The 14,936-nt window shown below is 62.5% G+C and carries 4 protein-coding genes; 3 read left to right on the plus strand and 1 reads right to left on the minus strand.

Annotation, left to right across the window (positions count from 1 at the left end):
- On the minus strand, nucleotides 1–9,802 hold a 9,802-nt coding region (locus AC1DRN_RS18785; RefSeq protein WP_477786770.1), incomplete at its 3' end, for a peroxidase family protein.
- Nucleotides 9,803–10,473: 671 nt separating this feature from the next.
- On the opposite strand from AC1DRN_RS18785, the gene AC1DRN_RS18790 reads away from it, so the two are divergent.
- The 3 genes from AC1DRN_RS18790 to AC1DRN_RS18800 are packed head-to-tail and all read left to right on the plus strand — an operon-like array spanning nucleotide 10,474 to nucleotide 14,887.
- Nucleotides 10,474–12,210 carry a type I secretion system permease/ATPase gene (locus AC1DRN_RS18790; protein WP_223462320.1) on the plus strand — a complete coding sequence of 579 codons (1,737 nt, stop codon included), beginning with the start codon at nucleotides 10,474–10,476 and terminating at the stop codon, nucleotides 12,208–12,210.
- Nucleotides 12,211–12,216: 6 nt separating this feature from the next.
- A complete protein-coding gene (locus AC1DRN_RS18795) occupies nucleotides 12,217–13,557 on the plus strand; it encodes an HlyD family type I secretion periplasmic adaptor subunit (protein WP_223462321.1) in 1,341 nt (446 codons plus the stop codon).
- Nucleotide 13,558: 1 nt separating this feature from the next.
- Nucleotides 13,559–14,887 carry a TolC family outer membrane protein gene (locus AC1DRN_RS18800; protein ID WP_223462322.1) on the plus strand — a complete coding sequence of 443 codons (1,329 nt, stop codon included), beginning with the start codon at nucleotides 13,559–13,561 and terminating at the stop codon, nucleotides 14,885–14,887.
- The last annotated feature ends 49 nt before the right edge of the window (nucleotides 14,888–14,936 follow it).

Raw genomic sequence — 14,936 nt, forward strand, 5'->3', positions numbered from 1 at the left:
CCTGGTCCCCAAGGTCGGTGACTTCATAGGTATCGCTGCCGCCACCGCCGACCATCATGTCGGCACCTGCGCCACCGACGAGGACGTCGTTGCCCGCTCCGCCCGCGATCGTGTTGGCCAGCTCGTTACCGTTGCCCACGAAGTTGCCGCTGCCGCCGAAAAACAGATTCTCGACGTCGGCACCCAGGGAGTAGCTCGCGAGCGAGGTCCAGACCGTGTCGCCACCACCACCGGCGGCCTCGATCACCTGGTCCCCAAGGTCGGTGACTTCGTAGATATCGTTGCCGCCACCGCCGACCATTATGTCGGCACCTGCGGCACCGATGAGGATGTCGTTACCCGCACCGCCCACGATCGTGTTGTCGAGCACGTTGCCGCCGCCCGCGAAGTTGCCGCTGCCGCCGAAAAACAGATTCTCGACGTCGGCACTCAGGGTGTAGCGCGTGAGCGAGGTCCAGACCTCGTCAATGCCGCCACCGGCGAGCTCGGTCACCACGTCCCCAGCGTCGGTGACTTCGTAGATATCGTTGCCAATACCGCCGGCCATCGTGTCGGCACCGACACCGCCGATGAGCACGTCATTGCCCGCATCACCATTGAGGATGTCGCTGCCGCCCAAGCCGTTCAGGATGTCGTTGCCATCACCTCCGCTGATCACGTCGTCGCCTGCCGTGCCGGTCAATATGTCGGCACCGGCGGTACCGACAATCACATCGCCGACCACGGTCGTTGGCGCGGAGAAGACCTGCTCCAGCGTGCCGAGGCCATCGGTGAAACTCGCGACAACGCGAAGGCTCAATCCGACCTGCGCCTGAGTCGGCGTGAAGGTCGAGCCCGTCGCGCCGGCAATGTCCGTGAAGGACACGCCGATACCCCCTACTTGCCACTGATGCGTGACCACCCCAACTCCGTTGGCGTCGGTGAACGCATCCGTGGCGGTCAAGGCCAAGCCTTCCGTCGGGGTCGTATCGCTGATCAGCACAGAGCCAACCGGCAGGAGGTTGACGGGGCTGCCGCCGAGCGGCGCAGTTGGCGCGGTCGGCGTCGAGAACACGCTTTCCAGCACGCCGTGGCCGTCCTGATAGATGGCCCTGACGCGTAGTGCCAGTCCCAGCTCAGCCGCGGTCACCGTGAAGGTCGAGCCGGTCGCGGTTCCGAGTCCACCTCCGAGCGCAATACCAATGTCGTCGAAGATACCGGTGCCCGGGTTCGTTTCGACCTGCCATACGAAGGCGACGGGACCGGTGATCGCACCGCCTGCAGTGAGATTGTCCGCATCGCTGACGGAGTCGGCCAACACCGTCAACACTTGGCCAACGGCCGGCGTGCCATCGCTGATCCTCAGCAAGCCCACCGGCTCGGCATTCAAGCCAGTGACGAGAACCTGCGACTGATCGGCGAACTGCAGCCGCTCGATATTGCTGAGCCTGTCAGTACCGTCCCGACCGACGACGCTGTCGGCCACGGTGACCGTGCCGTCGACGTTCTCGATGATGGTGTAGTCGGCCAGAAGGCCGGTGTACAGGGCCGTGTCGAAGGAATGGCCAGGGTTGAGGGGGTCAGGCGCATCCGTCAGGATCTCACGGACGGCGACGAGTTGGCCGGGGTTGTAAGTACCGTTGAGCATGAGCGGCACCAACGGGACCATGCTGTCGAACGTTGCGATCTCCGGACCTGTGCCATCAATGTTCTGCCGCACACTGATGCGCACGTTGAGCCACTTGTCGCCGTCGATGAGGTCATCGCCGCCATGGCCTTCGATGATATCGCTGCCGCCGCCGCCGAGGACGATGTTGCCGGCGCCGAACTGATCGTCTGCCGTGCCCACAATGCCGTCCGGGCCGGCTGCTGCGGTGCCGACGAACGAGCGCAAGCCGCTGACCAGGTCGAAGTTGGTGAGCACGCTGCCCTGAGCACCGGCAGCCGCGATCACGGTGGCATCGGCATCATCGCCACGCAGGATGTCGCTGAAGTGCGATCCCGTCAGACCTTCCACCTGACGGAACCGAGCCACGGTTGCGGCCAACTCCGGCAGTGGCGGCGCGATAACGCTGTCGGCGAGGCCCAGGTCGACKGACACGCCGAACGGGTCGTCCTTGAAGCCGGCCCAGTCGTAACCGGAGCCACCCAGGTAGCGGTCCCCCGCGCCGCCGTTACCGAACATGATGTCGTCGCCACCTTCGGCCATGAATCTGTCGGGCCCGCCGGTGCCGATAAAGATGTCGTTACCGCGTATCAGGTCGAGCCCGTTCGGGTCGAAATTATCGCCGGGAGCACCATCGGCGGTTCCCTTCTCGATCCAGTCGTCGCCTTCGTTGCCCATCAGTTGTTCGTCGGCGACACTGCCCATGATGAAGTCGTCGCCCGCGCCGCCGAAGACCTCCGAGGAGTCCTCACCGGTGACGATGAAGTCCTTGCCGAAGCCGCCGAGGTTCAGATTGATGCCGTTGCCACTGTGGATGACGTCGTTACCGTCGCCGCCATGAATGGTGTCGTCGCCGCCCATGTCGTTGATGATGTCGTCGCCGTCGCCCCCGACGATGAAGTCGTTGCCGTAGCCACCTTCGAGGCGGTCATTGCCACCGTCGCCATAGAGCGTGTCGTCGCCGTCGCCAGAGACGAGAATGTCATTGGCGGCCGAGCCACCGAGCACCACATGGTCTTCGCCGGTGTACTGCAGGTAGTTGGTATCGGGACCGACCGTGTTGGGGTTGTCCCGAATCACCAGCGGAACCAGGGCGCTGCCGCCGACAGGATCGGTATTACCGGGCAGGTTGTCGGCGGCCTCATTGACTAGCGTCAATGGATTGTCGACCAGTATGCCATCCGGCCCGGCAATCACGCTCTCGTTGAACTGCTTGGTCGGGTCGACCTCGAGGGTAAAGGCCGGAGTCAAGAACATGACGGCCGGGAGGTGGGTCGCATCGGTGTTGGCCATCACCAGTCTCGCGAACGAGTTGTTCTCCAACTCGGTGACGAAGTTAAGCCCCGCGTTGCGTTCCAGGTAGTAGAAGCGGTCGGCGTTCTGCAGCTTCTCCATCTGGGTCTCGAACACGAAGTTGAAGGTCGAGCCGAGCATGCCGCCAAACGGCATTTTTTCCTCGGCGAGGCCGCCGATCCAGAGGTCGATGTTGTCCAGACCGGTAATGGTGACGCCGGTCGGGCCACTCGCCCAGGCGCCGGTGCTATTGAGGAAGTCCAGCCGGTCCGCCGGCTCGCCGGCGCCGCCCAACACCAGGAGCGAGGCCGCGGCGCGCTTCCCGTCGAGCGTGGTGGCGCTGGTAATGGAGGCGTGCGTGCCATAGGCGGCGATGAAGTTGATCAGCGATTCCGGGTGCTTCAGGTGTTGCACCAAATCGGCCCAGCTGATGTAGGGCTTCAGGTTGCTGTCGCCGGTCGCGGTGTAGAACTCACGACGCGCCTCATTCAGGGTCGGAAGCCCGGTATCACGGCCGCGCGCGATGTTGAGGGCGGGCAGGTCGAGCGGCAGGCCCAGCAAGTTGTTGCGCACCGCTTCGGTGACGAACTCATCGATCTCGTTACCGACCTGGCGCGTCACGCCGCGGACGATGGCACCGGCCGCCTGCGCAGGCGTCGGGCCGCTGGCCGCAAACGCCAGCGGATTGAGGAAGGCCTGAATCAGGCCGACCTCGCTTGAGACGAAGTTGGGGTCTAGCCGGTCGATGGTCTCGACCAGCATCGAGTGGCCGAGGCGATAGACCGCGTGCGCGAACTCGGCGACGATCGCCGGGTCGATCTCGGTTTGATAATTCTGGTGTTCGCCAAGGAAGGGATCGATGTTCGGCTGAATGGTACGCGCGAACTCTTCGAACACCAGGTGCTGGTACTGCATCTCGGTACCGAATTTCGCCGCCTGGAACAGGCGCTCTCCGTTCCAGTGCAGGGCAGCGATCTCAGCCGCGGTTGTTGGCAACACCAACAATTGGGCATCGGGCATCAGCCACTGGTTCAGGAAGTTGACATCGTTGGAGGCGATGGCCACATCCTTGGTGTGCTGGACCAGACGGTTGTGCTCCGAGTGGAAGATGGAGTGGACGGTGGTCAGGCCAATGTTCTCGTTGACCCGGCCGTCGCCGGCGATGTAGTGCGCGTCGAGCAGTTCGTTGTCGTAGAAGCCTGCGGCCACCGGGCCGCCGGCAACGAGGTCGGCATCAGCCGTCAGTGGCGCGCCGGTCTGGCTGTCCACCGGAACGGCGGTGTGGGCGATATCGATGAGGAACTGGTGGCCGGTGCGCACGGCATTGACCAGGCTGATCGGCGCCGCCGGATCTCCCTCGACGAGCACATCATCGGCGGTATCAGGAATACCATCCGGGCCCGTCATCATGACCATCGGGAAGCCGTTCGGGCCCTTGATGAAATTGCCGTAGGCATCGGTGGCGAGCAGCGGCACGTTGTCGAAGTCGGCATCGGTGAGGTTGATCCCGAGCAGGTCATGAGCTTGCGCCTTGACCACTTTCCAGGTGGCCATCCCGCCGATTTCGACGTCGTCGGCTGTGCCGAACACGCCATCGGCGCCCAGGTCACGATTGGTGATCAGCTTGCCGGTCGCCACCGGCGCGCCGGCGGCATTGAACTCGTAGGCGCGCAGGAACACCTGGTGCGAGGGATGCGAGGTATAGGTCTGGTTCTGGTCGACGAACGGCGTGGTGGTGTTTGAAGCCTCGTGGATGTCGTCGGCGGTGCCGAGGATGCCATCGGGCCCGGGCTGGTTGGTGGCCCGCGTCAACACCATGAAGTTGGTCGGGCTGCCCGGAACGAACAGCGGATCGTCCGGCTGCAGCGGAATGAACACCGTGCCGCTGCCGCCCTTGGTCACCAGGTCGAGACCGTGGTCGAAGAACTGACCGAAGAAGGTCATCCAGGTATTGAACGGCGCGGACAGGCCTGCGTCCGGCGCCACGTTAGGCATGAAAAAGGTCTGGAACGTCGTGCCGTCAGTACGGGTTCCAGTAACCACCTGCGCACCGTCCTTCAAGACATCGTCAACCGTGCCGAGGATGCCATCCAGACCGGGATCGAACGTGGCCGCGACCGCCGCCGGGTTGGTGGCGGTGTTGTCGGCGACCAAATTGCTGATGGTGCGCGGCTGCGAGTCGTTCACCAGGCCGCTGGTCTGGGCGTAAGTGGTGCCCGCCTCCGCCGTATCGAACTGCGCCGGAACCAGTCGCGGGAAGATCGTGTCGGCTGCACCGAACTCGTTCTGAGCCACCACCAGGTTGTTGAACGACCCGTCGACCGTGCGCAGGCCCAAAGGCACCCGTGCATTTGGCAGCATGCCGAGGAGATCCTCACCGGCCGCATTCCTTTCCGCGATCTGAATCTGATCGAGAATGAACTGCAGATCGGCCCGGATATAGTGCACACCGGTGCTGGCGACCGGAGTCTCGACCGGCAGCGGGGCTGCCGGTGGCGGAGCAACGCCGGCTACGACCGCTGCGGTTGGAGCAGAGAACGCCGTCTCGAGCACGCCATTTTCATCCTTATAGACGGCCCTGACGCGCAACTCCAGCCCGGCGAGATCCGGGGTCACCCTGAAGGTCGGCCCGGTTATGTGCGCCAATGCTGCGCCCCCGTCCGCAAGACGGGTGATGTCCTGAAAGACGCCCGTACCCGGGACTGCTTCAAACTGCCAGTAGAAGGCGATCGGTCCGGCAATCGCACCGCCGGTAGCGATGTTGTCCGCATCAGTCACGTCGGCAGCCGACACCCTCAGCAACTGACCCGTGGTCGGCGTAGCGTCCGGGGTGTTGCTGGCAGCATCGAGTATGGTCAGCAAGCCCACCGGGTCGTTGTTGAGCCCGACCCCGCCTGGCAGGGTGAGCGACTGATCGTTGAACTGCAGCCGCTCCATATTGGTCAGGCGGTCGGTGCCGTCGCGACCGACGACGCTGTCGGCCACGGTGGTCACTCCGCCCACGGTGGTGACGGTATAGTCGAGCCGGTTACCGGTGAACAAGGCCGTGTCAAAGGCGGGGGCAGCAGTCAGGATCTCGCGGACGATGACCAGCTGACCGGGGTTGAAGGTACCATCGAGCATGAACGGGATCATGGGCTCCATGCTGTCGAAGGTGGCGATCTCCGGCCCGGTTCCGTCAAGGTTCTGGCGCACGCTGATGCGCACATTCAGCCACATGTCGCCGTCGATCAGGTCGTCACCGCCGCGACCTTCGATGATGTCGCTGCTATCACCGCCGAGGAGGATGTTGCCCGCGCCGAACTGATCGTCTACCGTGCCCAGGATTCCGTCCGGGCCGGCTGCAGCCGCGCCAAGAAACGCCCGCAGACCGTTGACAAGGTCAATATTGGTGAGCACGCTGCCTTGGACACCGGCAGCGGCGATCGCGAGCGCGTCGGCATCATCGCCGGTCAGCATGTCGCTGAACGCCGACCCCGACAGTCCTTCCACCTGGGGGAACTTGGTATGCACGCCTGCAACTGAAGGCGACAGGGCCGATTGCTCGAAGGCGATGCGGCTCATGTCCACAGTCACGCCGTAATGATCATCCTTGTAGGTGGCCCAGTCGAAACCGGACATGCCCAACATCTTGTCCGGGCCCTCACTGCCGATGAAGATGTCATCGCCGCCTTCACCGATCATTTCATCGAAGCCGCCGTCACCGCTGAAGACGTCGTTGCCGTCGGTCAACTTTGCCAGCAAAACCGGTGGCAGGTTACCGGTGAAATTGTCGCCGGGGGCGCCGTCCTGGGTCCCGACCTCGATCCAGTCGTCGCCATCGCCGCCCATCATTTGTGCGTTCAGCCGGCTGCCGAGCATGAAGTCATTGCCGGCGCCAGCGAAGACCTCTGAAAAGTCCTCGCCGGTGACGATGAAATCGTTGCCGGCGCCGCCGAGGATGATATTGATGCCGTTGCCGCCGTGGATGACGTCGTTGCCGGCCTCTCCGTGGATGACGTCGTCGCCGCCCATGTCGGTGATGATGTCATCGCCATCGCCACCCTCGATCTCGTCGTTGCCATAGCCGCCTTCGAGGCGATCATTGCCGGCGTCGCCCCAGAGCGTGTCGTCGCCGTCGCCAGCGACGAGAATGTCATTGCCGGCCGTGCCGCCGAGTACCACATGGTCTTCGCCGGTGTACTGCAGGTAGTTGGTATCGGGACCGACCGTGTTGGGGTTGTCGCGGATGACCAGCGGCGTGATCACGACGCCGTTGATGATGATGCCGCCAGTGGGATCGGCATTGCCGGGCAGGTCGTCGACGGTGCCCAGTATGCCGTCCGGACCGGCAATCACGCTCCGGTTGAACTGCCTGGTCGGGTCGACCTCAAGGGTAAAGGTCGGGCTCGAGAACATGAGGGCCGGGAGATGGGTCGCGTCGGTGTTGAGCATCACCATCTTGGCGAACGAGTTGTTCTCGAGCTCGCTCAGGAAGTTGAGTCCCTGGGTGCGGTGCAGGTAGTAGAGCCGGTCGCCGTTCTGCAGCTTCTCGAGCTGGTCCTCGAAGACGAAGTTGAAGGTCGAGCCGAGCATGCCGCCGAACGGCATTTTTTCCTCGGCCAGGCCGCCGACCCAGAAGTCGATGTCATCAACGCCGGAGATGGTAAAGTCGTCTGCGGTGTTCGGAATACCGTCCGCCCCGGCGTTGTTCGCCCAGACACCGGTGCTGTGGAGGAAGTCCAGGCGATCCACCGGCTCACCGACGCCGCCCAACACCAGGAGCGTGGCCGCTACGCGTTTCGCGTCGAGCGTGGTGGCGCTGGTAATGGAGGCGTGCGTGCCGTAGGCGGCGATGAAGTTGATCAGCGATTCCGGGTGCTTCAGGTGTTGCGCCAAATCGGCCCAGCTGGTGTAGGGCTTCAGTTGGCTGTCGCCGGTGCCGGCGTAGAATTCACGGCGCGCCGCGTTCAAGGACGGGATGCCGGCATCGCGGCCGCGCGCGATATTGAGGGCGGGCAGGTCGAGCGGCAGGCCCAGCAAGTTGTTGCGCACCGCTTCGGTGACGAACTCATCGATCTCGTTGCCGACCTGGCGCGTCAAGCCGCGGACGATGGCGCCAGCCGCCTGCTCCGGGGTCGGGCCGCTGGTCGCAAACGCCAGCGGGTTGAGGAAGGCCTGGATCAGGCCGATCTCGCTGGAGACGAAGTTGGGGTCCAGCCGGTCGATTGTCTCGGTCAGCATCGAGTGGCCGAAGCGAAAGACCGTGTGCGCGAACTCGGCGACGATCGACGGATTGATCGTGTCATCGAAGTCCAGGAAGGCGTCGACTTGCGGTTGAATGGTACGCGCGAACTCTTCGAACACCAGGTGCTGATACTGCATCTCGGTGCCGAACTTGGCCGCCTGGAACAGGCGCTCACCGTTCCAGTTCAAGGTCGTCAGATCAGCAGGAACAGCCGTGACTGGCGTCAGCAGCCACTGGTTCAGGAACGTCAGGTCGCCGGCGGCCGTTGAGGCGAGGATCGTGTCCTTGGTCTGCTGGACCAGCCGGTTGTGCTCCGAGTGGAAGATGGAGTGGACGGTGGTCAGGCCGATGTTCTCGTTGACCCGGCCATCGCCGGCGATGTAGTGCGCGTCGAGCAGCTCGTTGTCGTAGAAGCCTGCGGCCAGCGGGCCGCCGGCAACGAGGTCGGCATCGGCCGTCAGTGGCGCACCGGTTTGGCTGTCCACCGGGCTGGCATTGTGCGCGATGTCGATGAGGAACTGATGACCGGTGCGGATCGCCAGCGATGCGTCAATCGGCGCCAGCGGATTGCCCTCGAGCAAGCCGGTCGCGGTCACTATCTGCGCAAAGCCGTTCGCCCCCCGAATGAAGTTGCCGTAGGGGTCGGTCGCCAACAGCGGCAGGTCGAGGACGTCGAGATCGTCGAGATTAATGCCAAGAATGTCGCGCGCCTGCGCCTTCACCACTTTCCAGGTGGCCATCCCGCCGATTTGGACGTCGTCGGCAGTGCCGAACAGGCCATCGGCGCCCAGGTCACGATTGGTGATCAGCTCGCCGGTCGCCACCGGCTTGCCGGCGGCATCGAGTTCGTAGGCGCGCAGGAACACCTGGTGCGAGGGATGCGAGCTGTAGGTCTGGTTCTGGTCGACGAACGGCGTGGTGGTGTTTGAAGCCTCGTGGATGTCGTCGGCGGTGCCCAGGATGCCATCGGGCCCGGGCAGGTTGGTGGCCCGCGTCAACACCATGAAGTTGGTCGGGCTACCCGGAACAAACAGCGGATCGTCCGGCTGCAACGGGATGAACACCGTGCCGCTGCCGCCCTTGGTCACCAGGTCGAGGCCGTGGTCGAAGAACTGACCGAAGAAGGTCATCCACGAGTTGAACGGCGCGGACAGGCCCGCGTCCGGCGCCACGTTAGGCATGAAAAAGGTCTGGAACGTCGTGCCGTCGGTACGGGTTCCAGTAACGACCTGCGCACCGGCCTTCAAGACATCGTCAACCGTGCCGAGGATGCCATCCAGACCGGGATCGAACGTGGCCGCGACCGCCGCCGGGTTGGTGGCGGTATCGTTGACGATCAGGTTGCTGATGGTGCGTGGCTGCGAGTCGATCACCAGGCCGCTGGTCTGGGTGTAAGAGGTGCCCGCCTCAGCCGGGCGGAAGACTGGAGTGGTCAAGCGCGGAAAAAAGTTGTCGGCTGCGCCGAACTCGCCCTGACCCAGTCTCAGGTTATTAAACATCCCGTCGACCGTACGCAGACCGAAAGCAAATTCCGGGCTCGGTATCAGATCGACAAGCGACTGACCGGCCGAGTTTGCTTCCGCGATGAAAATCTGCTGGAGAATGAACTCCAGGTCCGACTTGTTGAAATTGGCCATTTGGATTGCCCTCGATATGTCTGGGTAAAGGCACGGGACGAGAAAGTCCTCCCGCGCCAAGTCAAGTGCTGGCTTGCGCAGTGTGTTGGTTATGTTTTTTAGCGAGAGCTGGCGTTACCCGGGACCCGGGATACACGCCTGGAATTCGCGAAATGAATTGCTCGCCGGGTGATCAGGCAGAGCGAATTCGAGCCTTGGGCGGGCCATGGAATCTGGAAGTGAAGGCGAACGTCCTTGACAGTCCCTTTCCTCTGCAAAAGAACGAAATGAACGACATGATTCGGCTCCTCTCGGGAGAACCACCGTGCCTTGCATTGCCAAAGCGATGGCAAACTTCAGCGGGCGGACCCCCGATAACTAAGACTAAAGTTCCATAGCAAATCTTTGTCAATATTACGTCGATAAAGCAGACGACTGGTGTTAGGAGCCTCAACTAGCTGTTTTTAAAAGACATATAGAAAGTTGAGCGCAGGTATAGAGCAAAATGTTATTTCGAACTGTTTCGCCGCCACCTACGCTGCTGCATAAGGGAGCAACGCAGCGATTTCGCAAGACTCGCCATCCATAGAGCGACCAGCCTGCGTGTCCATAAGAAGCTGTTTACGGAACTACATTTACCGTTAGCTGTTGCGCCACAAGGGCAACCGGCTTTTCGAAGTGGGAGGACCAACATGCCCAAGCAGTCGAGCATCCGTTCCGAACTGGCCGACGCGCTCTTTCGCATGCGCCGCAGTTTTTACTCGCTGGCAGCGTTCAGCGGCGTCATAAACGTCATGATGTTGACGCCAGCCGTTTATATGCTGCAGGTCTATGATCGAGCCCTGGTCAGTCGCAACGTCACGACGCTGGCGATGTTGACTGTGCTGGTGGTAGGTCTGTTCTTGCTGATGTCGACACTGGAAATGGTCCGCACCCGCGTGCTGATCCGGGTCGGCAACTGCCTCGACATGGACCTCAACCAGCGCATTTTCACCGCGGCATTCGAGCGCAACCTGAGCCGCGCCGGAGGTAATCCGGCCCAGGCCCTGCAAGATCTCGCCCAGGTTCGTCAGTTCGTCACCGGCAATTCCCTGTTCGCTTTCTTCGATGCACCGTGGACGCCGATCTACCTGCTGGTCGCCTACCTGATCCACCCGCTGCTCGGACTGCTCACCCTGATCGGCTCGCTGATTCTGATGGGGCTGGCTTATCTCACCGAGAAGGCGACGCAGAAGCCGCTGGCCGAAGCCAATCAGGCCGCCATGTCCTCCGCCCTGTACGCCAACAACAACCTGCGCAATGCCGAGGTCATCGAGGCCATGGGCATGCTGCCGTCGATCAGCAAGCGCTGGTTCCAAAGCCATTTGCGCATTCTGGAAATGCAGACGATGGCCTCCGACCGCGCCGCCTTGATCAGCAGCACCGGGCGCTTCGTGCGGATCACCTTGCAGTCGCTGATCCTCGGCGCCGGCGCGCTGCTGGCGATCGAGGGCAAGATCACCCCAGGGATGATGATTGCCTGCTCGATTCTCACCGGCCGCGCACTGGGCCCGGTGGAACAGGTCATCGCATCATGGAAACAACTGCTCGGCTGCCGTTCGGCCTGGGGCCGGCTCAACGAGATGCTGCATGATTATCCACGCCGGCCACCGAGCATGTCGCTGCAGCGGCCGCAGGGCATGCTGGCGGTGGAGAATGTGTATGCCGGTGCCCCCGGTACCAACAACACGATTCTGCGCGGCGTGGGCTTCAGCCTTGTCCCCGGCGAAAGCCTTGGCATTATCGGTCCATCGGCCTCGGGCAAATCCACCCTCGCCCGCCTGCTGGTTGGCGTCTGGCCGGCGCAGGCCGGCAAAGTGCGCCTGGACGGCGCGGATATATTCAACTGGAACAAGGGCGAACTTGGCCCCTGGCTCGGCTACCTGCCACAGGACGTGGAGCTGTTCGAGGGCAACATCGCTGACAATATTGCGCGCTTTGGCGAAGTGGACAGCGAAGCGGTCATCCGCGCCGCCAAGATCACCGGCGTGCACGAGATGATCCTGCGTTTTCCGCAAGGTTATGACACCCGTCTGGGCACCGATGGCAGCCCGCTTTCCGGCGGCCAGAAGCAGCGCATCGCCTTGGCCCGGGCGTTGTATGGCGAGCCCAATCTGATCGTGCTGGATGAGCCGAACGCCAACCTCGACGACGTCGGCGAAAAGGCCTTGGTCGATGCCCTGGCCGAACTCAAGGGCCGTGGCGCCACCGTCATCCTGATTTCCCACCGTCCCAACGTACTCTGCGCCGTCGACAAGGTGCTGATGCTGCGCGACGGCGGCGTGCAGATGCTCGGCACGCGCGATGAAGTATTCGCAGCGCTGCGCAAGGCCAGTGTGATGCCTGCTGGCGCGTCGACCCCTCTGGCCTCCGTCAAAGCGCGGGAGTGACCGATCATGCAAATGAGCCAACACACCGAGATAATCAAAGCCGATACCAGGAGCATGGTAGATCTGGACGTCGGCAGGCCCGCGCGATGGGGCGTGTGGCTGGTGCTCGCCGGCTTCGGCGGCTTCCTCCTGTGGTCCTGGCTGGCGCCGCTGGATGCCGGCGTGGTAGCGACAGGCACGGTCAAGGTCACCAACAATCGCAAAGCCGTGCAGCATCTGAGCGGCGGTACCGTGGAAGCCATTCTCGTTCGCGAAGGCGATTTAGTGACAAAAGGTCAGGAGGTGGTCCGCCTCGACTCGTTGCGTGCCGTTGCCGAAGAAGGTGCAGTCAGCGCCCAGTACATCGTCAGCAAGACCGTGGAGAACCGCCTGGAAGCGGAACGTGACGGCCGCGCTGTGGTGAACTTCGATCCCGAGTTGCTCACGCGCTTCAAGGGTGATCACCGCCTGGAGGCCGCCATGGACCTGCAACAGCGCCTGCTGGACACCCGCCGTGCTGGACTCGCTGGCGAAATCAGCATCCTGCAGGAAAACCTGGCAGCGTCGGCGGTGCAGCTCAAGGGCCTGCAACAGGTCTATAGTGCCCGCGCCTCGCAGATCAGCTTCCTCAACCAGGAACTGCAAGGTACCCGCGTGCTGACGGCCGAAGGCTATGTGCCGCGCAATCACCTRCTTGAGCTGGAACGCAGCAATGCCGACCTCTCCGCCGGCCAGGCCGAAAACCTCAACAACATCGCCCGGGTGCGTAGCCAGACCACCGAAATCAAGCTGCGCATCCTGCAGCGCCAGCACGATTACCTGAAGGAAGTCGAATCGCAGCTGACTGATACCGCCAAGGAAAACACCACCCTGGCCGACCGCTTGCGCTCGCTCGACTATGAAGTGACCCACACGGTGATTCGGTCGCCGATCGATGGCATGGTCCAGGGCCTGAGCATTGCCACCGTCGGCGGGATCATTCAACCCGGCTTCAAGATCATGGAAATCGTCCCGGTCAACGAACCGCTGCAGGTCGACGCGATGATTCCCGTACAGGCCATCGACAAGATGGTCCCCGGCCTGCCCGTGGACATTTCCTTCCCTGCCTTCAACCATGCCAAGACGCCCAACATCCCCGGCCGCGTGAAGACCATCTCTGCCGACCGCCTGATGGACGAGGAAAGCAAGCAACCGTTCTATCTGGCCCAGGTGGAAGTCACGCCCGATGGCATGGGACTGCTTGGCAGCAATCAYATTCGCCCCGGCATGCCCGCCAGCGTCACCATCAAGACTGGCGAGCGCAACATGATCAGCTATCTTCTTAAACCAATGCTCGATCGTGTGGACAGCTCATTCAAGGAACAATGAGATGGAACGTCATTGCCTGTTTTTCTGCCTGCTAGGGTTGGCCTTGCCGGCCGACGCAATGGACCTCAAGCAAGCCTGGGATCTGTTGCAGTTCCAAGGCCCTATCTACCAGGCCTCCGTGCATGAAAAAGAGGCTGGCGAGGAAAACCGCGCCATTGGCAAGGCCGGCCTGCTACCGCAAATCAATGCCTCGGGCTACCACAACAAGGTCAATGGCTCCCAAAGCCAGAGTGGCGTCGACAGAGATCTCCACTACGACTCCAAGGGCGCCAACGTGCGCCTGCGCCAGCCGCTGTTCAACAAACAGAAGATGTCCGAATACCGCCAGGGTCAGCAGCGTGCCGACTACAGCGTCGCGGTGTTCGATGCCAAGACCCAGGACGCCGCAGTGCGCCTGGCCGAAAGCTATTTCGATGTGCTCCTGGCCAGCGAAACCATCGTCTTGGCCAAGTCCAAACTGAACGCCTTCGAAGAACAAGTCGCTTCGGCGAAGCGGCGCAAGGAACTGGGAGCCGGCACCATCACCGACATCGATGAGTCGACCGCTCGCCGCGACCTCGCCGACGCCGAGCTGATTGAAGCGCAAGACAACCTGGTCAACGCGCGTCGCAAGCTCGAGGAATATATCGGTGAAACTCCCGAGTCGCTGACCACCTTGCGCCCGAGCTTCGATACACCACCGCTGCTACCGAGCAACCTGCAGGACTGGCTGGTCAAAGCCCAGACCGATAGCCCGCTGATCCATGCGCGCCGTTATAGCAGCGACCTCGCGGCAGAAGAAGTGAAGCGTGCCAGTGCCGGCCACTGGCCAACACTGGATTTCATTGCCGGCTACACCGCGGGTGAGAGCCAATCACTCTCCGAGTTGAATCAACGCAACCACTACGGCTCGATCGGGCTGGAAGTCAATATCCCGATATACAGCGGTGGCGGCGTCAGCGCGTTTACACGCCAGGCCAGTGCCAATAGCGATAAGGCCATGGACGAACTCGACGCCGCGCGACAGGAAGTCATCACCGAAACCACCCGTGAGTATCAAGGCATACTGAGCGGCGCCAAACGTATTCGCGCGCTGGAGACGGCCGTAGCGTCCAACGAACGCTCGCTGGCATCGTCACGCAAGGGCTTCAAAGAGGGTGGCACCAGCACCAACTCGGACGTCCTCAATGCCGAAGAGCTGCTCTTCGTTGCGCGCCACGATCTGTTCGACGCCAAGTTGCGCTATTTGATGTCGCGCCTGCGCCTGGCCTCATCGGTGGGCAGCCTGGGCGACGACGATATCAACCAGATCAACGACTACCTCGGCCCGGAACTGCTGGTCACCAAATAACGCTCAGCCGCCGACCGGTCGAGCCAAATGATGGCTGACCGGCGTTCAC

The organism is Pseudomonas sp. P5_B3 (genome assembly GCF_056400405.1).

Bases quoted from the DNA above. Each gene is read 5' to 3' on its own strand.
- AC1DRN_RS18790 (WP_223462320.1), top strand. From the start codon at position 10,474: ATGCCCAAGCAGTCGAGCATCCGTTCCGAACTGGCCGACGCGCTCTTT.
- AC1DRN_RS18800 (WP_223462322.1), top strand. From the start codon at position 13,559: ATGGAACGTCATTGCCTGTTTTTCTGCCTGCTAGGGTTGGCCTTGCCG.